The organism is Helicobacter cholecystus, assembly GCF_003364215.1.
Taxonomy (GTDB): domain Bacteria; phylum Campylobacterota; class Campylobacteria; order Campylobacterales; family Helicobacteraceae; genus Helicobacter_G; species Helicobacter_G cholecystus.
Genome location: NZ_NXLU01000002.1, coordinates 18157 through 41160, shown reverse-complemented (window position 1 = coordinate 41160; position 23004 = coordinate 18157). Strand labels below are relative to the sequence as shown.

Here is a 23004-nt window from a genome sequence, read left to right as displayed (position 1 = left end):
CTTTTTCACACTAACCCCAATTCTTTAAGATAGTGATCCATTTTTTTCTGAGTTTTGGCAATCTCTTGTTCAAGTTTTGCAATTTTTTGCAGTGTAGAGGGAATATCTACTTCTTCCTCTTCTTCAAATGTATCAACATATCTAGGAATATTGAGGTTATAGTCATTGTCTTTTATTTCCTCAAGACTTACGAGGGAGGAGTATTTCTCTATTGTCTTGCGTTGCTTATAGGTGGTGAGAATTTTATTGATATTTTCTTGTGTGAGTTTGTTTTGACGTTTGCCCTTTTCAAACTCTTTGCTTGCATCAATAAAGAGAATATCACTTTGCTCTCTATCTCTTTTAAAGATAAGAATACAAGCAGGAATAGAAGTGCCATAGAAAAGATTAGCAGGGAGTCCAATCACAGCATCAAGCAAATTTTCTTCAATGAGTTGAGTTCTGATTTTACCCTCAGCACTTCCACGAAAGAGCACGCCATGCGGAAGCACTACACCCATTCTCCCTTTAGGAGCAAGAGAGAAGATCATATGAATGATAAAAGCATAATCTCCATTTCCCTTGGGTGGGAGGGGATAGTGTGAGAATCTTCCCCATTTATCATCTTTTGCCTCCTCACTCCCCCATGAATCAAGAGAAAAAGGAGGGTTTGCCACAATGACATCAAACTTCATTAAGCAATCATTTTGGATTTGTAGTGGGTTTCTTATCGTATCCCCCCACTGTATTTTGGCATCATTAATTTCATGCAGATACATATTCATTCTACAGAGTGAATGGGTTTGGGAATTTTTCTCCTGTCCATAGATTGCAAAATTCTCACTTCCTACTTCTTTGCTTGATTTAATGAGTAAAGAACCAGATCCACAAGTAGGGTCATAGATCCTCTCCCCTTCTTTTGCACTCACAAGCTTAGCTAAGAGGGTAGAAACCTCACTAGGAGTAAAAAACTCTCCTCCTTTTTTCCCTGCATCACTTGCAAACTCTGCGATAAGGAACTCATAAGCATCACCAATGACATCACGTCCAGAGATTTTACTAGGAGAGAGATTAAGTCTCTCATCAGAATATACTTCTAAAAGATTGCGCAATATGGCATTCCTCTCTTTAGTCTCTCCTAAAAGATTTTTATCATTAAAATCTACATTTCTAAAGATTCCATCAAGTTTGTGGGGATTATCTTCTTCGATTTTGGCTAGGGCTTTGTTGATGATTTCTCCTAAGTTTTTAGCTTCTTTGTTTGAGAGCAAATACTCAAAAGTGCAATTTTGTCCAAGAATAAATTTTTCTCTAGCCAAACTTCGCTTAATCCTCTCTTCATCCCCTTTATATTTCCTTTCAAGCTCTTGGAGCTTTTCTTTATGAAAATCAGAGAGAAATTTAACAAAAAGCATACTTAAAATATAGTCTTTATATTTTGAGCTATCCATACTTCCGCGAAATGCATCGCAAGCTTTCCACACAATTGAATTAATTGTTTCTTGTGCAATAGCCATTTTTACTCCTTTGTTATCAGTGATTTGAAAAATTGATGTTTGAGCATCCTCTTTTGCTCGATGAGCTCATTAAGAAAAGAGATTTCCCTATCCCCCTCTTGCATCAAAGCAATCATTTGGCTTTGCTTTTTTAGGGAGGGGAGGGGAATAGGCATTTGCTTAATATCTGCAACCCTAATCATTGGAATTGTTGTTCCCCTTATTTTTGTCTGAAAATAACTTTGTGCAAGACTTGAATTCAGATAATAGGCGAGATACTCACCCAAAATCTTACTTTTCTCTATACGCACAATCACTGCAAGTGAGGAAACAAGCAATTTTTGCTCATCTTTTGACACATAAATACAGCCAATAGGATCTCTTAAGCGAATCACCACATCACCCTTTTTTATAAAATAATTTTCAGAAATTTTTTCACTACAGACATATAAGCCTTCATGCCCAGAGATCATTTGGATTCCATCACTAGGAAAAGCATTCATAGAAAGGATTTGATAAGAGTAGCTCTGCAAACTACTAGGTGTTGCCTTATTTCTTGCAAGAGTAAATCCTACTTGAAGATGTGCAATATCTTGAAGTTTTTGCATTCATTCCTCACTGTCTTAATTTTTAAAATTAGCAGTATATCACAATTTATAAATTGTATTATTGATGAGTAATGCAATTTTATAAATTATTTCACAAAAGATATGCAATACCCTTAAATTTTCTTAAAAAAATTTTAGATTTTATATAGGGATCCTAGATCCTAGCATGTGACAAAAATCCACACAATATTTAATTCTATTTTTTTGAGTTTCTTAAGTTTTTTGCTATATTACGCAATTTTATAAAAAAACAATGAGGAGTAAAAATGAATATTGAGCGATTAATCATCGTTGGATTGATTGGACTAGTCATGAGTGGCTGTGTATATTTTGGACTCTTTCGCCCTATATTTGGAAACACTTACAAACTCTTGGCTCTTACACTCTCTGCCCTACTTTATATCTGTTCCCTTTCCTATCTTGCCTTTCTTCATCACCCCAAGCTCTTCACACAACATTTCTCAGTGGCTCTAGGAGTATTATTTTTGCTCTTTTGCACTTCCTTGCTCTCTTTACTGATTTTTGGGATATGCAAACTCTTTGCTCCTAGTATTTTGCAATTTCAAAGATTATGGGCGATAAGCTTATGCTCTATCGCAATTCTTGGGATTGTTTACTCTCTTTTTAAAGCCCTACAACCTCCAAAAATCTATACCCAATCTCTGCATATCCCCCATCTCTCCACACCCCTTAAAGTCTTACAATTAAGTGATTTGCATATTGGAGGGAGCTATCTCACCTCTTCTAAACTTAAAAAAATCATCACTCAAAGTAATGCGCTTAAACCTGATTTAATCCTACTGACTGGAGACATTATTGATGCACCAAGCCAGAGTGTGCTCCCTCAAATCCAACTTTTAAGCCATTTAAAAGCAAAATATGGGATATTTTATGCACTAGGCAATCATGAGTATTTTTATGATACGCACAAGATTCTTGAAGAAATCCAAAAGCTAGGGATTAAAACTCTTGTGAATGAAAGCTTTGTGCTTGAAATTAATTCTACTCCTGTGCTTAATCTTGCAGGAATTGCTGATTTGAATGCAAAAAAATATCAAAAACTCTTTCCTAAAAAAGACCTTATTTTTCCAGATATGAATCAAACTATCCAAGCACTCAATCCCTCACTTCCCACAATTCTACTCTCTCATCAGCCTAAAGTCATTGAGCTCCTCCCTACCCCTTCACCCTTTTCTCTTATCCTTAGCGGACATACTCATGGCGGGCAAATCTTCCCCTTTAATTTCCTTGTCAAACTTGAACAACCTTTTGTTAGAGGTTTGCATACTTTAGGAGATACTCTTATCTATATCAATCAAGGGACGGCATTTTGGGGAGTGCCAATGAGACTAGGAAGTGAATGCGAAATAACACTCTTTGAGCTTAAATAATTTCCCACCCTTAATCCTCTTTTAGAGGCTTCTCACCCCCTTTTTTAAGCGCTCACTTTAAAGTATTTATTTACACTGCACCATTTTGCGTCGCAAGTAAGCAATCTTTGTTTGAAGAGGGAGTTCTTTGGGGCACACATCTTGACAGGCAAGAAGGGACATGCACCCAAAGACTCCATTATCATCCCCAATAAGTTCAAACCAATCATCATCGCTTCGATCATCATGGGGATCAATATAAAACCTTGCCACACGATTAAGTCCTGCAGGAGAAATAAAATCATCTCTCATTACTTTTGTTCCACAGCTTGCTACACAGCACCCACACTCAATGCATCGATCAAGCTCAAAAACTTCTTCTGCAACTTCTGGCTCCACCCTCTCCTCAAATTTTGTTAAATCTACATTCTTATTGTGATTATTATGAATCCAGCTTTCCACTCTCTTACTCATTCCCTCAAACCAAGTTCCCGTATCCACAGAAAGATCTTTAATGAGTTTGAATGCAGGAAGAGGCATAAGAGTAATTATTCCACTTTCAAACTCTTTTGTAAGTGTTCGGCAAGCTAGTCGTGGGCGACCATTAATCATCATTCCACAGCTTCCACAAATCCCTGCTCGGCATACAAAATCAAAACTCAAAGACTGGTCAAGCTCAGCTCTAATTTGATTGAGTGCAATAAAAATTGTCATTGAATCAAGTTCTTCAATCTTGTATTCTACAAAGTGGGGCTTTGACACTGCACTTTGTGGGTTATATTTAAAGATTTTAAAAGTTAAAACTCTGTTACTCATAGTGGCTCTCCTATTCTCTCAATTCTAGCTTTATAACGAGGTTGAAGCTCAAAGTGCATCAATGCATCTTGAATCTCCCATCTATTTTTTCCTTCTGCTTTGAGTTTTTCTGTCATCTCCTCAATTTCTTTAGCTCGAATTGCAGATTTTTCATTTTCAATAATCATTCCTTGTGGTCCATATCCACGATATGCAGGAGCAATTTCCATTTCCATAATGTCCAAGTCTTCATATTCTAATGTTGGCAATGTATCCTCTGGATTTTTCCAATAAGCTAGAGTGCGCTTTAGCCAATTGGCATCATCTCTCTTTGGGTAATCCTCTCGGCTATGCGCCCCTCTGCTTTCTCTTCTCTCTAATGCCCCCTTAGCTACACATAAAGCAATTTTAATCATCTTCTGCACTCTATAGGCTTCTTCAAGCTCAGGATTTGCACTGAGCTCTTTATATTTAACACTAATGTTTGCAGAGCGTTTGCAAAGCTCTTCAAGTCCATTTACAGCCTTTAAAAGCCCCTCTTCGCTTCTAAAGATTCCAATGTATTCTTCTACAATCTCTTGCATCTGAGCCTTGAGCTTAAATGCATTTTCTCCATTTTCTCTCTTAAGAATTGCTTCAAGCTTTGCTTGCTCACGATCAAGGAAACTCTGAATGACTTGGGTTGAAATTTGAGTCTCTGCATTCTTGCAATGTTCTGCAAAGTAATCCCCCACAACCATTCCAGCTACAACCGCCTCAGCAACAGAATTTCCTCCAAGTCGGTTAAATCCATGCATATCCCAACACGCTGCTTCACCTGCAGAAAAAAGTCCTTTTAATGCACTCTCTCCTTTATGATTGGTTCTAATTCCCCCCATAGAGTAATGTTGCATTGGACGCACAGGAGCATAAACCCCTTTTTTTGTCAAATCAATACCATTAAAACAATATGCAATTTCCCAAACATCTCTAAGATTTTTATGAATATGCTCTGCTCCAAGGATTGAAATATCAAGCCAAAGATGATCGCCATAAGGGGATTTAACCCCCTTACCTGCTTTAATATGCTCTAGCATTCTTCGACTGACAACATCTCTACTTGCTAAATCCCTCTTCTCTGGCTCATAATCTACCATAAATGCGTGTCCATCGACATCTCTAAGTAATCCACCATCTCCTCTGCATCCTTCAGTTAAGAGGATGCCACTCGGCACAATGGGTGTAGGGTGAAATTGCACTGCTTCCATATTTCCCAAACGTGCAATTCCAGTTTCAAGCACAGCTCCAGCGGCTACACCGTCACAAATCACGGCATTGGTGGTATTTTTATAAATCCTTCCATATCCCCCTGTTGCCACAAGCGTTCCTTTCGCAATATAGGCAATCAGCTCACCGCTCACTAAATCTCTTGCAACCACACCATGGCATTTTCCTTCATGATGAATGACTGCAATCATCTCTTTTCTATCTAAAATTTCAGTTCCAAGTTTAATTGCTTCATTAGCGACTGCATAGAGCATTGAGTGTCCTGTAGCATCTCCTGTATAACAAGCTCTCCACTTCTTTGTTCCACCAAAATCTCTTGCATTAATCAATCCATGGGATTGTTGATCTTCTTCAAAAATCTCTTTTTGTCCTTTAATGATCGCCACTCTCTCCCCTGCTTTTACCCTACTCCAAGGCACACCCCAAGCTGCAAGTTCACGGATAGCTTTAGGAGCAGTGGCTGCAAACATTCTTGCTACCTTTTGATCACACCCCCAATCACTCCCCTTAACTGTGTCAATGAAATGCACATCTTCATTGTCTCCTTGAGCTTTCTTAGCATTTCCCAAACTTGCTTGCATCCCCCCTTGAGCTGCTGCTGAGTGAGAACGCTTCACAGGAATTAAAGATAAAACAATTGTTTTAAGTCCTAATTGCCGACAACCAATTGCAGATCTCAGACCTGCTAATCCTCCACCAACAATCAAAGCATCAGAATAGATAATTTTCATTATTGCACCTCCATAATTAGCACATCGACTTCATTGTGATTCATAGCTTTTTGCATTCTTTTTTCAAGATTTGAGAATTCAATCCCATATTTGATATAGGCTCCAAAGGTAAGAAATCCCAGTGTTAAAAAGAAGATTGTCATTGCCATTTTGACTTTTTGTAAAACTTTTCTTGTGGCTTCTGGAGTCTTACCCCAGTGATCAAACCAACCCCACTTTACTGCCAATCGATATAATCCAATACTTCCATGCAATTCAACTGCGACTAAAAGCACAAGATAAAGAATCCAAAAATGTTGCTCAACAAAACGTAATGAAGATGCCACTGAACCAATCCCAATCAAAGCATCAGGGCTATTAGGGGAGAGCATAATTACAAAAAGATGCGCACTTCCAAAAAAGAAAAGCACAAATCCAGTCATTGCCTGAATCCACCAATAATTCGTATCTCCATGTTTCATTAAATTTTTATGAGTTCTCATTTTTAAGAATTGCTTATAGTTGATGGGAAATTTTCTCATTGCTAAAAATGCATGGACCATAAAAACAACCAAAACAATTAAAACAATAAAAGAGGTTACAATGGGCTTTCTGTGACCAAATACAAAATCAAGCTCAGCTTTTGCGACCATCCAATCAAATAGCTTTGGACTGATCAAAATGCTTGAAACAAAAAACATATGGGCTATCATAAATAAACCCAAAAATAATCCTGTGGCACTCTGCCACCAATCAAGCCGTGCAGGTAGGCGACTCTTTTTTCGCTCAGGTGTTACACCTGCATAACTCTCAATAATCTCCTTTTCAAAAGACATTGATACTCCTTTTGTGTTTTTTAAAGAGGGTTATTTCACTCATAACCTTATTAAAATACTCTCAAAAAAACTCAACTTTATGCAAAGAAAAACATATTTTTAAGGATTTAAATTTATTTCAATGTAACCAAATGTAATATTATTGATCATCTTATAGATTTTTATTTACACTTTTTTTCTTATTTTAGAAATTCTAAAATCACCAAGATATCGATAAAGTAAAGGATTTTTATTCTTTTATAAAAGGATATTTTTTTGATTAATCTTTAAAAAGTTAATTAATTTTTATAAAGAAAAATTTCCACCCCCTCCTTCAGAAGAAAGATTAGAGTTTTTTTACCACTTCTAAGATCTGTTCTACACTCAATCCAAAATGTTTAAAGAGCTCATCCCCTTTTCCTGATTTTCCAAAACTACGCATTCCAATCACTTCTTTTGCATACTTATACCACTCAAGACCTCTTGAAGCCTCAATTGCAATAGTCTTATCCCTATCACTTAAGAGACTCTTTTGATAATCTTCCTCTTGCTTTTCAAACAACTCAAGACAAGGCATACTCACTACTCGCACTTTTCTACCTTGCTCGCTCATTACTTTTGCCGCTTGAAGCGCAATACTCACCTCAGAACCGCTAGAGAGCAAGATAATATCTGGATGATCACACTCTAGCACTGCATAACCCCCTTTTTGTACTTTAGCTTTTTGCACAGGTGGAAGAACCTCAAGATTTTGACGGCTAAGTACAAAAGCACTTGGGGCTTTGAGAGTAAGGGCAATTTGCATACATGCAACATTTTCATTTGCATCTGCTGGACGGAATACATAAAGATTTGGCATAGAGCGAAAATGAGAAAGTTGCTCAATGGGCTGATGTGTTGCACCATCCTCTCCCACACCAATGCTATCATGTGTCCAAATATAAAATACTTGTGAATTCATAATACTTGCCACCCTTACACTGGGCGCCATATAATCACTAAAAACAAAGAAAGTTGCACAATAAGGTAAAAATAGCCCATAGTTTGCAATTCCATTACAAATCGCTCCCATTGAATGCTCTCTGACACCAAAATGCATATTTCTTCCTTTAGGAAAATCCTCCTCACCGACTAAAATCGTATTATTTGATGGCCCTAAGTCTGCACTTCCACCCAAAAATCCTTGATGCACTTTTGCAATTGCATTTAAAATCTCGCCATTACTCACTCTTGTAGCAATTTTTTTGCCTACTTCAAAGTTTGGATAAATAATCTTTGAAAAATCAGGATTTTGAAGCTCTTGTATTTTTGTCTTGACCTCAGCACTAAGAGAAGCCTCCCAACTGTTATATGCCTCTTCTCCTCTGCTCATAGCTTGTCTAAATGCTTCTTTTACTTCTTGAGTAACAACAAATCTCTCTTGAGGGTTTAATCCTAAAGCTTCTTTACTTTGAGCAATGATGCTCTCTCCTAAAGGTGCACCATGAGTTTTATGACTTCCCTCCAATGTGAATGCATTTTTTCCAATTGTTGTTTTTGCAATAATTAATGAAGGTTTGGTAGATGCCTTTGCATTGAGGATTGCTTGTTCAATACTTGAGAAATTATGCCCATCACACTCAAATACATCAAATCCCTGGGCATTAAATCTCTCTTTTATATTTTCACTCAAAGCAATTTGCGTATCCCCCTCAATGGTAATACGATTACTATCATAAATCAAAATAAGATTGCTAAGTTTATGATGTCCTGCAAGCGAACATGCTTCATAGCTAATTCCCTCTTCTAAATCTCCATCTCCACAAAGACAAAATACATGATGATTAATTATATTTTCTCCTAGAAGATTCTTTGCATACACACTTGCCATAGCAAATCCCACAGCATTAGCAATCCCTTGCCCTAAAGGACCCGTTGTAATCTCTACTCCATGAGTATGTCCAAACTCAGGATGTCCTGGTGTTTTACTTCCAAGTTGGCGAAAGTTTTTAAGATCATCAAGGCTCACATTAAATCCCCACAAATGCAAAAGAGAATACACCAAAGCTGAGCAATGACCTCCGCTAAAAACCACTCGATCACGATTAAGCCAAGTGCTATGCTTAGGAGAGAGAGTAAGATGATGGGTAAGCACAACTGCAATATCTGCCAATCCCATAGGTGCGCCCGGATGACCGCTATTGGCTTGTTGCACCATATCAGCTGATAGAAATCTAATTGTATTTGCCATTGCATCTAAATTGTTTTGCATAATTTTCTCCTTATTAATTTCAAAGCCTAAATTTTACATTTTTTTAAGAGTGGCTATAAAACTTTTGATTTAATCCCTCACAAATTCTCATACCAAAAAGCACAATGAACCAAGAAACATAAACCCAAAGCATTCCGAATAACACAAAAGAAAGTGAGCCATAAATTGAAACATAAGATTGATTATAGTATATATAATAGACAAAAACCCATTTTGCAATATTCCAACAAAGTGAAGTGAGAGCAGAAGCCAAAAACAAGGCTTTAAAAGCCATCTCTTTATTGGCTGAAATCTTAAATAAAAGCAAGAACATAAACCAGCCTACAATAATAGGTGAAAGGGGCATCAACACACTCAATATTCCCTCTTCCCATAATCCCTTAAATTGAAAAGCAAAATAAAATGAAATCCCCAATACAAGGGGAAAAAGAGTGATAAGTGTCCAAAATAAAGAAATAGAGTTAAAAAATTTTCTTACAGTAGAGTTAAACATCTTAGAAGTAATATATTCATAGTTTCTAAAAAACATAATAGAAGCAAAAATAATATATACAAACCCTACAATCCCCATTTTTGAACCATTAGAAATAAAAGAATCAATCCATTGGGTAATAAGCTCTAGATGTGCAGGAAGAACATTTTGCAAGATAATAGAGCGAAATTCTCCAAATTTTTCTTGAAAATTAGGCAATACAATCAAAATGGAACTTATAATCAAAAGCAAGGGAATTAGGGCAAAAATCGTATAAAAACTTAAAGATGAAGCATAAACAAAAAGCTCATCTTCATGGGTGAGGAAATTGTAAATCTGCCAAAAACGCTTTTTGGCACTTTGTAAATATTCTCTCATTCTCTGCACTCTTTAGCCACTCTTAATCCATACCCTTCCAATAAAGACACTCCTCTTTTAGCCTCAATTACCCCTAACCCATAACTCTCCAACATATTCAAGTCCCTCTTTGGACTCTCTCCTAGTGTTGTCAAATAATTTCCAAGCACAATTGCATCAATTCCTGCATCAAACATACATTTTTGATTCTCACCAAATACTACCTCTCTTCCTCCAGCAATCATTAATCTTGCCCTAGGAAGATATTCTCTACTTAAAGTAATGCATTCTAAGGCCTCTTGCACACTTAATTTATCTTGCTTAAGAGGAAGATGAGGATTGGGGATAAAAAAATTAATAGGCATAGAGTGAGGAGAAAGTTCTCTTAGAGCCTTAAGCAACTCAATGCGATCTCCCCAACTCTCTCCAAGTCCAAAGATTCCACCACTACAAAGTCCAAGATCCGCCCTTAAAGCATTTTCACAAGTCTCAAATCTCTCTTCCCAAGTATGAGTTGTGCAAATTTTGGAGAAAAATTTTTGTGCTGTTTCAAGATTGTGGTTGTAACTATCAATTCCATTTTGCTTGAGATATTTGAGTTGATCCAAATCTGCACGCCCACAACAAGCAATAAGATGAATATCTGAAATTTCTTTTTTAATTCCCTGAGCTAAAGAGGCAATATAATCACATTTCCTCTCATCAAGTCCTCGTCCAGAAGTGACAAGACAAAACCCTACCATTCCATACTTTTTAAGCTCCCTAGCTTCTTTAATGACTTCTTGAATGTCTTTGTATTTATAACGTGCAACCCCAGTGTCATATTTTGCGCTTTGGGTGCAATAAGCACAATCTTCACTACACCCTCCACTACTAACATTGCTAATTGAGCACAAAAAAATATCTTTATTCATTCCCTCTTCCTTCTTCAAACTTTCTAAGAGTATTGTATCAACAAGGCTAAAAAGATTCCATCTTCTTTTTGCAGTATAATGAATAAAAATATTTTTAAGGATAAACAATGAATCTACTTTTTAGTGGAGGATGCGGATATATTGGTTCTCACACAGCCTATGAGTTTTTGAAAAATACCCAAGCAAAAATTGTTTTACTTGATAATCTTAGCACTGGATTTAGAGAAACTTTTGAATATCTTAACTCTAAATTTCCCAATCGTGTAAGCTTGTTTGAAGTATCACTGCAAGAAGTAGAGAAAATTGATGCATTTTTAAGAGAAAATTATTTTGATTGTGTTATTCATTTTGCAGCCTCAATCATTGTCAGTGAATCTGTTTGCAATCCTTTAAAATATTATCTTAACAACACTCTTAATACAACAAATCTCATTAATCTCTGCATTCAACACAAAATTAAAAATTTTATCTTTAGTTCCACTGCAGCAGTTTATGGTGAGCCCTCGGTTAATCCTGTTGTAGAAAGCACACAAACTGATCCTATTAATCCTTACGGAAGTTCAAAATTAATGAGTGAATGGGTGCTTAGAGATACTGCTTTGGCACATGATTTTAACTATATTGCCTTAAGATATTTTAATGTTGCAGGATCAAATGTGTATAACACTCCAAATGAGCTTGCTGATGCTCAAGGTTTGGGACAAAGAAGCCTTAACGCTACACATTTAATCAAAGTAGCCAGTGAGTGTGCAATTGGAATAAGAGAGAGTATGGGGATTTATGGGGATGATTATTCTACTCCCGATGGGACTTGTATTCGCGATTATCTTCATATCAATGATTTGGCAAGAGCACATTTAAGTGCATATGATTACCTTTTAAGAGAGCAAAAGTCTAATATCTTTAATGTGGGATATAACAAAGGCTATAGTGTAAAAGAAGTGATTGCGACAATGAAAAAAGTTACAGGGATTGATTTTAAAGTCAAGATTTCACCTCGCAGGGAAGGTGATCCTGCTATTTTGATTGCAGGGAATGATAAACTTCTTGCCCACACATCTTGGAAACCCCTTTATAATGATTTAGAATTAATTTGCAAAAGTTCTTATGAGTGGGAAAAAAATTTAAGGAATAAGGTTTGATTGCTTTTTTTATCTTTGGAGGATTGCTCTGCTCATTTCTACTTAATCTTTTTATAATTTGGGTTTCAAGAAAATTTGGACTTTTTGTAGATACTGCCACAAGTGATAAACCTCAAAGATTTCACTCTCTCCCTACTCCTCGTGCTGGAGGAATAGGAATTTTTACACCCTTTTTCTTCACTTCGCTTTCTTTGCTATACACACAATCTACATTTTTGTATGCAATTCTCATTGGTGGAAGCTTAGTTTTTTTGAGCGGTTTAATTGAGGATTTCAACGCTTCCTTAAGTCCAAAAGTTCGCCTATTTTTGCAATGCTTAGGGGGCGGAGTTTTTATCTATTTGAGTGATTTATACCTGAGCAATCTTGGTTTTGGAATCATCCTCCCTAGCTATATTGCAATTCCCTTCACAATTTTTGCCATTGTTGGAATGATTAATGCACTCAATATTATTGATGGATTTAATGGCTTGGCTGGAGGCATTGCACTTTTTGGATTATTCTTTATTACTCTGCTTTGCATAGGAAATAGAGAGTTGCTTATTTTACTTGCGCTTATGGGAGGAATTTTGGGGTTTTTACTTTTAAATTTCCCAAAAGGAAAAATCTTTTTAGGAGATGGTGGGGCTTATTTTTTAGGATTTATTTTAGCGGCATTTCTTATCCAGCTTACACAAACAAAAGATTCAAATATTAGCCCATGGTTTGGCATGGGATTATTGATTTATCCATTTTGGGAAGTGATTTTTTCAATTTATAGACGCAGATTTAAAGAAAAAACTGCTGCTATGCTTCCTGACAATCATCACCTTCATCAACTCCTTTTTCAAAAAATACAAAGTAATTCTAAAACCACTTTTATTATTCTGAGCTTTGTGCTTCCTTTTATGATTTATGCGTATTGCTTTTATACTCATGAAAAGATGCTTGTATTAGGAAGTGCGACCTTTATTTTTATCTATTTATTAATCTATCAAAAGTTACAAAGATCATCTTTTCATTGAATTAGGGATTTGCTCAAAAATGCTTTTTTGATTAAAGAGATTTTTGGGATCAAAAGGATTTTTTTGTAGATCTTTATGGCATGCAATGCATTCAGCAATCATTTTATGCTCTTTACTTAAGGTGGGATTTTGAAGCTTTAAAGGAGAATGACAAGCAAAGCAATCTTGTCCACAAGCCCCCATATCAATTGCATTCATCTTCTCCTCAGTATGGCAACTTTTGCATTCAATCATTGCCTTATGGCGCTCATCATTCTTATAATCAAGATTTGCATGACAACTTGCGCAATCTCCTGTGCAAGAAAAAAGCAGAGAAATAAAAAAACTCATTAAAACAAAAGCTCTCATTTTAAATCCTTTAAATCCTTGGCCCCTCTTTTACCTAACTCTACAATTTTGCCATGATAACGTGCATAAATTTGGGCTAATGATACCTCTTTGGGATAGAGAGTATTTAAATCCCCCCATTCAAGCCCACCCATCAGCCAATTTTGAATTTCATCATATGTAAACATTTCATATCCTAAAGAAGCAAGCAAACGTTGAGTGTAGCGATCCACCACCATTACCTCTCTTAAACATGCATAATTTAAAATACAATCCCTACTCTCAGCCCCAATACCCTTTTGAGCAATCAACCACTCAGCACTGACATTATTGACAAAACTCTCAAAATTCCCAAACTCCTCTAAAATATTTGTAGCCAAAAGAATAAGACGCTTTGATTTTTGATTTGCAAAGCCACTAGGAGCAATAAGTGAGGCTAAAATTTTATCATCACTTCTACAAAGTGAAATTAAATCCTCTTCATTTTGATTTTGTAAAATCTTTGAGCTATGGAGGTTTTGAAGAGATTTTTGCACATTTTCCCAACGTGTATTTTGCGTCAAAATTGCACCTACAACCACTTCAAAACTTCCATAATTTGGCCACCACCACGAGGGAGATTGATCAAGCAAATCAAGAGTTTTTAAATAAGAAAGAAGTTCAAAAGAATTTTGAATTTGCATATTTTCTACTTTATCCTCCCACCCCAAGGGGAGTTAGGGAAGGATTAAAAACTTAGCTAAGAAGTCTTAGAATGTTTTGTTGCAGTGAATTTGCTTGTGATAGTGCATAGCTACCAGATTGAGCAAGAATACTGTATTTACTAAAGTCAGAAGACTCAGCGGCAAAATCAACATCTCTAATATTAGACTCAGCAGCCTTAACATTCACTTGAGTGATTGTAATGTTGTCCATTGTGCTTGTCATTTGATTTTGTACAGAACCCATATCCGCTCTAATCTTATCCAAAGTCTTTTGTGCAGATTCTGCAATGTTCATTACAACCATTGCACCTACAAGACTTGTTACACCAGCGCCAAGTGAACTTGATCCACTTGCAATTACTGCATTATAATTTCCACCAGCAGCAGATTTTATAGAAGATCCAAAATCTCCAACAACACTTCTTAAATTAACTGTAGTCTCAGCAGCTTGTCCGATACCAAATCCAATTGCTTTAAAATCAGATGCTCCAGAAAAACCAGGTGCAGAAATTACTTGAATATCTCTTGCATCTAATCTTGTCAAAGATAATCTTCCATAATTGCTAGAACCAGTTGTCAAAGTCTGTCCACCATTAAGAGATGTGATCGCTGCATTTGCTCCAGAATCAGCAGTTTTTACATATATTCCTCTTCCATCAATGCTTCTTAAATTCAATCGTCCAAGATTATCTGTAAAAGCCTCAACTCCAGTATCAGATGTTGCAGCATTAATTGCAGCAATCAATCTTCCATCAGAATCATTATCCCTTACACCAATAATGTCACCAAAGCTTGTGCCATTGATTTCTAGACCCTTGATATCACCAGCTTTAACCGCACTATCAGAAGTGGATTGAACATTAGCTTGAGCCCTAATTCCTGTTTTATCAGAATTCTTATTAATGGCTTCTACCAAAGCACCAAGACCAGTTCCTGCTGAGTGAGAAATAACCACACTTTCTAAAGTTACATCATTTACACCATCAGCTTGTCTAAAGGTCAAAGAAATTTCACTCGCACCAGATATATTTGCACCTGTTTCAATTCTAACTTGTCCAATTTTATCAGATGTAGTCGCACCAATTGTTGCACGAATTGTTTGGTTTGAATATGCACCAACTTGGAATTCTTTATTAGTAAATGAACCAGTAAGCAATGAAATACCATTGTAACTTGTTGTATTACCAATGTTATCAAGTCCCTGAATAAGACGAGTAATATCATTTTGAATTGCTCTTCTTGACTGGGCTGATTGACCATCTTGTGCAGCTTGTGCAGCTTTTACTTTGATAGTTTCCAAAATTTTAATTTGCTCATCCATTGCCTTATCAGCAATTTGAATCATTCCAATTCCGTCATTTGCATTTCGGATTGCTTGACCCAAACTTGAAGCTTGAGCTCTTAAAGAATCGGCGATAACCATACCTGAAGCATCATCTGCTGCCTTGTTAATTCTTAAACCTGAGCTCAGTTTCTCTAATGATCCCTTAAGTTTGCTTTGTGTAAAAGCAGATTGGGCATGCGCATTTAACGCATTAATATTTGTATTGACTTGAAAAGCCATTTAAACTCCTTTTTATTTTTTAATCTAAACTTCCCTGTTTAGTAATGAGAATATCGGAAGCTTTCTTTTTTTCTAAAGAGTTTTTATAGATTTATTGAGCAAGGAAGAGAAACAGACCCCCCCCCTTAAAGGGAGAGAGAGGATTACTCTGCACCCTTTGGAGGCATAAAGGCTGTAAGTTTTGGTGCTTTACCTTTATATTTTTCAATATTAACAAGCGCTGTATTTGCAATATTTGCATCTGCAAGTTCGCTTGTTGGAAGATCAAGTGTCAACACATTTGCATTTCCATTTTTACAAAGTGTTCCCTCTTTTGCAGGATCCTCAGGATCATACCAAGCACCCTCATAGATTCTCACCACACTTTCTGGAACAATATTACTTACAACAGCACCCGCAAGAATCTGACCGCGTGCATTAAATACTCTTACAATATCTCCATTTTTAATTCCCTTAGACTTTGCATCAGTGGGATTGATCCAAATAGGCTCACGATCTGCTACTGCATACTTCTCCCTTAAAGCAGTATTGCTTAATTGGGAATGAAGCCTTAGGCTTGGATGTGGACTAACAAGTGCAAACTCGGCAGGTTTGTTATTCATTCCTAGCCACTCTATGGGTTCAAACCACATTGGGTAACCTTTGCAATCTTTATAATTCATTTTTGCAATAGTTTCAGAATAAATCTCAATCTTACCGCTTGGCGTTCCTAAAGGATTAAGGATTGGATCTTCTCTAAACTCTCCATATCTTACAAATTCCTCACCCTCTGGCGTTGGAGAAAATACAAGAGGCTTATTTGCATTCCAAAATGTTGCAAAATCAGGCATTTCATTTCCATTTGCCATCAATACTCCAGCTTTTTTTGCTTGATTATAGGCTGCATTGTAGAACTCCTCAAGCCACTGCATTTCACTCTTATTTTCTGTGAACTGCTCACCAAATCCCCCAGCTTTTGCAAGATCTGCAAATACCTCATAATCATGCTTACTCTTTGGCATTCTAGCAACCACTTGCTTCATTGGATTAATATTAAGGTTGCTATAATCCCCACTCATTGTAAGATCATTTCTCTCATAAGGAGTTGTAATAGGGAAAACAATATCTGCCATTTTTGCAGTGGGTGTCCAATACATATCATGCACAATAACAGTTGTTGGCTTTTTCCAAGCTTTAATTAAGAGGTTTGTATCTTGATGATGAACAAGTGGATTTCCACCCACCCAATACACTAAATCAATATCAGGATAAGTGATTTTTCTTCCATTATAATCAATCGTCTTTCCAGGATTAAGCAAACAATCAGCAATCCTTGCTACTGGAATTGCAGTTGAAGATTCATTATTAAGCCACTCAGCCCCACCCCTACTGGATTTGCCCACTGTCATTCCACCAATTATAGGAGCATTTGTTGTTGGACTTCCACCATTTGCATAGTGATAACTAATCCCAAATCCACCCCCTGGCAATCCAATTTGTCCAATTGCAGATGCAAGAGCTACTGCCATCCAATGAACCTGCTCACCATGATGTTGCCTTTGCATATTATAACCCGTCATAAGCATTGTCCGATTTTCAAAGAAAAGGCTTGCAAGCTCTTTAATTTTCTCTGGATTGACACCTGAGATTTTAGCTGCCCACTCAGCAGTTTTTGGTGTTTGATCTTCACCCTTTCCCATAACATAGTCTGCAAACTTATCAAATCCCTCTGTATAAGTTTCAATAAATTCCTTATTATATTTTCCACTTAAAAGCATTGTATGAATAATGCCTAGCATTACTGCAACATCTGTATTTGGCTTAGGAGAAATCCACTCTGCTTTTTCTCCATAGAACTCAACTGTATTGCTCTTAATAGGATCAATAATAATGATTTTCTTACCACTATTTTTCAGCTTTGTAAAGTATTCTAACCCTACTCCATCATTTGATGTCCAAGCAATTCTAAGCGTATCTACAGGATTTGCTCCCCAAATCACAACAACTTTTGAGTGTTGCATAATCAATGGCCAAGAGGTTTGTTGCTCATAAACTTCGAGTGTTCCCATAACATGAGGCATAATCACTTGAGCAGCCCCAGCAGAATAATCTCCAAGCCCCCCTACAAATCCGCCTCCCATAGTCAAATATCTATGAAGCAAGGTTCTAGCATTATGGAAATTTCCACTAGATTTCCATCCATAAGAACCCCCATAAATTCCACTCGCACCTTTTTGTTTTCTTACTCTTGCAACCTCATCGCTGACAAGTTTAATTGCTTGATCATAGCTCACTTCTACCCATTCATCAGCACCTCTAAGCTCTCTATGGTTAGCTTTTTTCTCAAGATAACTCTTTCTTACCATGGGAGCTTTGATTCGATTGGTGCGTTGACCTTCAACCAAATCTGCTGTCACACTTTGAAGTGGATTATCAATCATCCCCTCAAATGCATTTTCACTCTTAATAATCTTGCCATTTTTAACACTAACCTTAAGAGCACCCCAATGAGCTGCTGTATAAACTTCACCATTAAGAACTAAATCCGTACTAAATTGATTAACCCCTGCTGCAAGAAGATGGCTTTTATCAATTATCTGACTTACAAATGGAATAGAAGCAAAAAGTCCTGCGTATTTAAGAAGATTCCTTCTATGAGTGTCAATTGTTTTCATATCTTCTCCTTTTACATATCTTTTGCGTGTTTTTGCAAATACTCAATGACAAGTTGATAATCTTTCTTATCAATTCCTGTTCTTCCTGCCATTGACTTAAACATACTTGGCCATTGATTTGCGCTGAATTCTTTTGTTGGATGCAAGCCATGGCACATAGAACAATTTTGTGAGAATAGATCATTTGCTTTTGTATACAAAGCTTTAAGATCAGAGGTAAAATCACTATCCTCTGTCCATACTTCAACTTTTACTTTGCTATACACTTTTTTATCAACCACCTCCTCGCCAATTTTGAGAAATTTTACCTCTGCCTTTCCATCAAATCCTGCATTAAGAATTCTTTTTCCTGCAACAAAATAAATTGCAGGTTTATTGCCATCCTGAAAACCTGAAATAGAAATAAGCACTCTGCTTCCTTCTTTTTTGATTACTTCCACTTCCGCTGTAGGAAGGAGTTTTCCAATTACCTTTGTGCTAGAGTTATCCGCAAAAAGTGGCTTCACACTTGTTGCATACTGATCTGCAAAGACTAATATGCTCAATAATGAACTCAAGGTTAAAACTCGAATGAACATCATCACTCCTCTTAGAAAGATTAGAATTTAATTAAATTCTATGACAAGAATTATATTCTCTAGTTTTTTTAAAATCTTTAACCCTCGTTATACAAATTTAAATACAACGTAAAAAAGAAAAAAATTGAATTACTTTTATTGAAAGTTTTTTTAAATTTTATTGTTAGAAATATGATTTCTAGAGGATTTAATCATATGTGTTACTTTTTGAAACAATTTAAAATCCTCTAAAATTTATTATTTAAATAAGCCCGATGAGTTCTTTGGCTTTCTCATAGGTTGTTTTTGCAATAGGTTGGATATTCGCCTTGCCTTGAGCTAATATATCCTTAAGATAACTCTCATCTGCTCTAAGCTTAGCATACTCGGCTTGGATAGGTGCTAGAGAACTAATTACACATTCTGCAATAGTGGTCTTAAGTATCCCATAACCCTTGCCCTCAAACTCTTGAATAATGGCTTCACGACTCTTGTTTGAAAAAATTTCATAAATACTCAAAAGATTATAAATTGCTTTTCTTTCAGGATTAAACTCGATACTTGCAAGAGAATCGGTTGTAGCTTTTTTAAACTTTTTCATTATCTCATCAGCACTATCAAGCACAAAAACTGCGTGATTATTTGCTGGATTGGATTTACTCATCTTGCTTTGAGGATCATCTAGACCCATAATTCTTGCACCCACTTCTGCAATCAATGGCTCTGGAATCTTAAAACACTCTCCAAAATCTCGATTAAACTTTTGAGCTACATTACGTGCAAGCTCTAGATGCTGTTTTTGATCTTCTCCTACAGGAACAAAATCGGTTTGATAAAGTAAAATATCACTTGCCATAAGTGCAGGATAATTAAATAAGCCCACATTAATATTTTTGGGATTTTTCTTACTCTTATCCTTAAATTGCGTCATTCTCTCCATTTCACCCATTGCAATATTACAATCTAATATCCACGCAAGTGCAGGATGATAGTCGATTTCACTTTGAATAAAAAGATTAGACTTACTGGGAGTGATTCCACAAGCAAGAAGCAGGGCTACCATATCATAGCTTTGCTCTCTTAAAAGTTTAGGATCTTGATAAGTTGTAATTGCATGAGAATTAACTACACAAAAAATATTTTCATACTCATCTTGACTTACCACCCATCGCCTCACAGCTCCAATGTAATTTCCAATTGTCATTTTTCCTGTGGGTTGAATTCCTGAAAACACTCTTTTTTTCAATTTTTCTCCTTTTTTCTTGGTTTTCCTATAAAAATCACACTCTCATATTCTAGCCCCCCATCATACAAGAGGAGTTTTTTACTTTGAGCAAAGTTTAGTACCCCTCCACCCATAACCCCACTTTTCCTAAGATGTAAAAGCGTCTTGTGGGGAGATTGAAAACGCAAATCTACGCGTGAGATTTGAAAATCACCCTCAAAATACTTTAAAAGACTTTTTTGAATTTCCTCATAATCTAGCAAAGGTGAAGAAGTTCCCAAAAAAGAGTGCAAACTCGTAAAAGTATAACTATCCACAATGCTGAGTGCAACTTCATCACATTTTTGAGCAATAAGCCTTAAGGTTTTATCAAAATTTTTTGCCCATTGTAATGCTGAGCTTGAACAAATTAAAGAATAATGTTTTTTATTCTCAAATAAAAAATCATCAAAATCTTTACAAATCTTGCTCACACCCTCTTTTTGAAAAATAAAATTTTTGAGCATTTTCTCTGAAATATCACAAGCATCATACTCTCTAAATTCTACTTGACTTTTGAGTAAATATTCGAGTAAAACCCCACTCCCACACCCCAATTCTGCAATAGAATAAAATTGTTGATTTGCAAGTTTCTGGGCTAATTTTTTTGCAAAAATACATTGTGCTAATGCATAACTATGATAGCTTGAAGCATTACAATCAAAGGAAAAAAATCTCATTATTCTTTCTTAATCTTGCTGATTATTTTATTATCTAAAAACTAAAATTATAGTCTAAAAGTTTTGGTAGAATCTCAAATTTATTATTCTTTGAGCAAGGATTTTTCAATGATTTCAGTTTTATTTGTTGTCCAGATCATTTTGGCAGTTTTTATTACTCTTTTAGTTTTACTTCAAAAAAGTTCAAGTGGAGGACTCGTAAATTACAGCGGAAGTAATGAGAGTGTTTTTGGTGCAAAAGGTGCCAATGGTTTTCTTCTTAAGGTTACTCTATTCTTTGGCGCATTATTTTTAGCTAATACAATTGCCCTTAGCTATCTTTATATTAAAGAGACACAACAAAGCATTATGTCAGATCTTCCGACATCTTCTCCTATCCAAGCTCCACAGGCTCCCAGTATACCAAGCGCTCCAACAATCCCAACACAAAAGGCTAAATAATGTTAAACGAGATTTATATTCAAACCAAAACCTCAATGACAAAAACTATTGATTCTCTCAAAAGAGATTTCTCCACTCTTAGAAGTGGAAAGGTTTCAATTACAATTTTAGACAATATTAAAGTAGATTATTACAACACACCCACTCCACTTAATCAAATTGGTTCAGTGATCGCCACAGATGCAACAACTATTGTGATTACCCCATGGGAAAAAACATTGATCAAAGAAGTGGAGAAAGCAATCCAAGAAGCCAATATTGGTGTCAATCCAAATAGTGATGGTGAAAGTGTCAAACTCTTCTTTCCCCCAATGACACAAGAGCAAAGAAAAGAAGTAGCAAAAGATGCAAAGGCTATGGGTGAAAAAGCAAAAGTTGGGATTAGAAATGTGCGACAAGACAGTAATAATGCAATCAAAAAATTAGAAAAAGACAAAGAAATCACAGAGGATTTGAGCAAAAAAGGCCAAGATGAAATCCAAAAATATACTGATGAATTTGTTAAGAAAATTGATGAAATGGTTAAAAACAAAGAAGAAGAGATTATGAAAATCTAAAGGTGAAAAGATGGATATTAAGAAATACTACACTGATTGCAATGCGCTACTTCAAGGACACTTCCTCCTTAGTAGTGGCAATCATTCTGCCCACTATCTCCAATCTGCAAAAGTGCTTGAAAACCCTAAAATTGCTCAAGAATTAGCTCAAGCCTTAGCTAAACAAATTAGAGAATATGGATTAGAAGTGCAATGTGTATGCTCTCCTGCTCTTGGCGGTATTCTTGCAGGATATGAACTTGCAAGGGCATTGGATGTGAGATTTATCTTTACAGAGAGAGTTGAAGGAAAAATGACTCTTAGAAGAGGTTTTGAAGTTATGCAGAGTGAGAGGATTTTTATTTGTGAGGATATTATCACCACTGGGGGATCGGCATTAGAATCTGCTTCTTGTGTGGAAAGCTTGGGCGCTAAGATTGTTGGATTTGGTGGTTTGGCTAATCGTGGTTTTTGCAAACGAGTTGGTTCAAATCTTGAAGGAAGGCCCGAGGGAAAACTTCCTTCTCATATTCCTCTTTTTGCACTAGAGGATTTTATTTTTGATATTTATACACCCAAGGATTGTCCGCTTTGCAAAGAAGGTAAAACTCCTGCAATTAAACCAGGAAGTCGTGGAAACTGATGGGCAGGATTAAGTCCCCAGCTCCACAAGTGAATAAAAAGACAAGCCAATTCTTTTTTCTACGATTTAAGGCTTTTGTCATTGATCTCTTTATGATTTACACCCCTATTCTCTATATTACCACTTATGTGATTTTAGGAAGTAAAGAGGCTCTCTGGGCCAATCAAGGAGCAATCTTTATTTGCTGGTTTCTTTATGCGCTTATTGATTCTCTATTTTGCTCTATTGTATCCCAAACTCCAGGAATGAGGGCACAAGAGCTTGTTTTAAAGGATCAACAAGGCAATAAACTTGGATTTTTTCGATGCTTTTTGAGATTTTTTGTTTGGTTAAGCAGTCTAGGACTTGTTTTTGGATTTGTTTTTCCCCTCTTTAGAAAAGATAGGATGAGTTTTCAAGATTGGCTTTGTCAAACTAAGATTGAAATCTCTCCTCATAAACCCTCTAAAAATTAG

Annotated in this window: 22 protein-coding genes; 7 read left to right on the top strand and 15 right to left on the bottom strand. The window is 36.2% G+C overall.

Annotated features, from left to right (window positions below; genetic code table 11):
* Positions 1 to 5: 5 nt before the first annotated feature.
* Together CQA62_RS02030 and CQA62_RS02025 are read right to left on the bottom strand one after the other, a co-directional pair.
* A complete protein-coding gene (locus CQA62_RS02030) occupies positions 6 to 1496 on the bottom strand; it encodes a type I restriction-modification system subunit M (protein WP_104724599.1) in 1491 nt (496 codons plus the stop codon).
* Positions 1497 to 1498: 2 nt separating this feature from the next.
* The gene (locus CQA62_RS02025; protein WP_104724600.1) at positions 1499 to 2083 is read right to left on the bottom strand and encodes a restriction endonuclease subunit S; all 585 of its coding nucleotides are present in this window, start codon (positions 2081 to 2083) and stop codon (positions 1499 to 1501) included.
* Between the two features lie 266 nt (positions 2084 to 2349).
* On the opposite strand from CQA62_RS02025, the gene CQA62_RS02020 reads away from it, so the two are divergent.
* Positions 2350 to 3474, top strand: a complete 1125-nt coding sequence (locus CQA62_RS02020) for a metallophosphoesterase (RefSeq protein ID WP_104724601.1) — start codon at positions 2350 to 2352, stop codon at positions 3472 to 3474.
* A gap of 66 nt (positions 3475 to 3540) precedes the next feature.
* On the opposite strand, the gene CQA62_RS02015 is transcribed toward CQA62_RS02020, so the two are convergent.
* The 6 genes from CQA62_RS02015 to CQA62_RS01990 all read right to left on the bottom strand — a co-directional run bounded on the left by CQA62_RS02015 (position 3541) and on the right by CQA62_RS01990 (position 11051).
* Positions 3541 to 4269: a fumarate reductase iron-sulfur subunit gene (locus CQA62_RS02015; RefSeq protein WP_104724602.1), complete on the bottom strand. Its 729-nt coding sequence runs from the start codon at positions 4267 to 4269 to the stop codon at positions 3541 to 3543.
* Positions 4266 to 6245 (bottom strand): fumarate reductase flavoprotein subunit, encoded by a 1980-nt coding sequence (locus CQA62_RS02010; protein ID WP_104724603.1) that lies wholly within the window; start codon positions 6243 to 6245, stop codon positions 4266 to 4268. Before CQA62_RS02010 ends, CQA62_RS02015 begins: the two co-directional genes overlap by 4 nt.
* Positions 6245 to 7060 carry a fumarate reductase cytochrome b subunit gene (locus CQA62_RS02005; RefSeq protein WP_104724604.1) on the bottom strand — a complete coding sequence of 272 codons (816 nt, stop codon included), beginning with the start codon at positions 7058 to 7060 and terminating at the stop codon, positions 6245 to 6247. Before CQA62_RS02005 ends, CQA62_RS02010 begins: the two co-directional genes overlap by 1 nt.
* A gap of 325 nt (positions 7061 to 7385) precedes the next feature.
* Positions 7386 to 9290 carry a transketolase gene (gene tkt, locus CQA62_RS02000; protein ID WP_104724605.1) on the bottom strand — a complete coding sequence of 635 codons (1905 nt, stop codon included), beginning with the start codon at positions 9288 to 9290 and terminating at the stop codon, positions 7386 to 7388.
* Positions 9291 to 9333: 43 nt separating this feature from the next.
* Positions 9334 to 10140 (bottom strand): YihY family inner membrane protein, encoded by an 807-nt coding sequence (locus tag CQA62_RS01995; protein WP_104724606.1) that lies wholly within the window; start codon positions 10138 to 10140, stop codon positions 9334 to 9336.
* On the bottom strand, positions 10137 to 11051 hold the full coding sequence (locus tag CQA62_RS01990) for a biotin synthase (protein WP_267891712.1): 915 nt from the start codon (positions 11049 to 11051) through the stop codon (positions 10137 to 10139). The genes CQA62_RS01995 and CQA62_RS01990 overlap by 4 nt, the downstream gene beginning before the upstream one ends.
* Positions 11052 to 11140: 89 nt before the next feature.
* On the opposite strand from CQA62_RS01990, the gene galE reads away from it, so the two are divergent.
* A complete protein-coding gene (gene galE / locus CQA62_RS01985) occupies positions 11141 to 12175 on the top strand; it encodes a UDP-glucose 4-epimerase GalE (protein ID WP_104724607.1) in 1035 nt (344 codons plus the stop codon).
* Positions 12172 to 13179, top strand: a complete 1008-nt coding sequence (locus CQA62_RS01980; protein WP_104724608.1) for a glycosyltransferase family 4 protein — start codon at positions 12172 to 12174, stop codon at positions 13177 to 13179. The genes galE and CQA62_RS01980 overlap by 4 nt, the downstream gene beginning before the upstream one ends.
* Here CQA62_RS01980 and CQA62_RS01975 read toward each other — a convergent pair.
* The 7 genes from CQA62_RS01975 to CQA62_RS01945 form a co-directional block, all read right to left on the bottom strand.
* On the bottom strand, positions 13165 to 13527 hold the full coding sequence (locus tag CQA62_RS01975; RefSeq protein ID WP_104724609.1) for a hypothetical protein: 363 nt from the start codon (positions 13525 to 13527) through the stop codon (positions 13165 to 13167). The genes CQA62_RS01980 and CQA62_RS01975 overlap by 15 nt on opposite strands.
* The gene (locus CQA62_RS01970; protein ID WP_104724610.1) at positions 13524 to 14189 is read right to left on the bottom strand and encodes a 3-methyladenine DNA glycosylase; all 666 of its coding nucleotides are present in this window, start codon (positions 14187 to 14189) and stop codon (positions 13524 to 13526) included. The genes CQA62_RS01975 and CQA62_RS01970 overlap by 4 nt, the downstream gene beginning before the upstream one ends.
* Positions 14190 to 14241: 52 nt before the next feature.
* The gene (locus tag CQA62_RS01965; RefSeq protein ID WP_104724611.1) at positions 14242 to 15774 is read right to left on the bottom strand and encodes a flagellin A; all 1533 of its coding nucleotides are present in this window, start codon (positions 15772 to 15774) and stop codon (positions 14242 to 14244) included.
* Between the two features lie 143 nt (positions 15775 to 15917).
* Positions 15918 to 18428 (bottom strand): molybdopterin guanine dinucleotide-containing S/N-oxide reductase, encoded by a 2511-nt coding sequence (locus CQA62_RS01960; RefSeq protein WP_104724612.1) that lies wholly within the window; start codon positions 18426 to 18428, stop codon positions 15918 to 15920.
* Positions 18429 to 18439: 11 nt separating this feature from the next.
* Complete coding sequence (locus CQA62_RS01955) at positions 18440 to 19006, bottom strand: heme-binding protein (protein ID WP_104724613.1); 567 nt, start codon at positions 19004 to 19006, stop codon at positions 18440 to 18442.
* Between the two features lie 241 nt (positions 19007 to 19247).
* The gene (gene trpS / locus CQA62_RS01950) at positions 19248 to 20231 is read right to left on the bottom strand and encodes a tryptophan--tRNA ligase (RefSeq protein WP_267891711.1); all 984 of its coding nucleotides are present in this window, start codon (positions 20229 to 20231) and stop codon (positions 19248 to 19250) included.
* On the bottom strand, positions 20228 to 20929 hold the full coding sequence (locus CQA62_RS01945; protein ID WP_104724614.1) for a methyltransferase: 702 nt from the start codon (positions 20927 to 20929) through the stop codon (positions 20228 to 20230). Before CQA62_RS01945 ends, trpS begins: the two co-directional genes overlap by 4 nt.
* 108 nt (positions 20930 to 21037) lie before the next feature.
* Between CQA62_RS01945 and secG the strand changes: the two genes are divergently transcribed.
* From secG to CQA62_RS01925, 4 genes are read left to right on the top strand one after another with little or no spacing between them, the layout of a single operon-like run.
* Positions 21038 to 21370, top strand: coding sequence for a preprotein translocase subunit SecG (gene secG, locus CQA62_RS01940; protein ID WP_104724615.1), 333 nt, complete (start codon positions 21038 to 21040; stop codon positions 21368 to 21370).
* On the top strand, positions 21370 to 21927 hold the full coding sequence (gene frr / locus CQA62_RS01935; protein ID WP_104724616.1) for a ribosome recycling factor: 558 nt from the start codon (positions 21370 to 21372) through the stop codon (positions 21925 to 21927). Before secG ends, frr begins: the two co-directional genes overlap by 1 nt.
* A gap of 10 nt (positions 21928 to 21937) precedes the next feature.
* Entirely contained in the window at positions 21938 to 22549 is a 612-nt protein-coding gene (gene pyrE, locus CQA62_RS01930) for an orotate phosphoribosyltransferase (protein WP_104724617.1), read from the top strand.
* Positions 22549 to 23004: an RDD family protein gene (locus CQA62_RS01925; RefSeq protein WP_104724618.1), complete on the top strand. Its 456-nt coding sequence runs from the start codon at positions 22549 to 22551 to the stop codon at positions 23002 to 23004. The genes pyrE and CQA62_RS01925 overlap by 1 nt, the downstream gene beginning before the upstream one ends.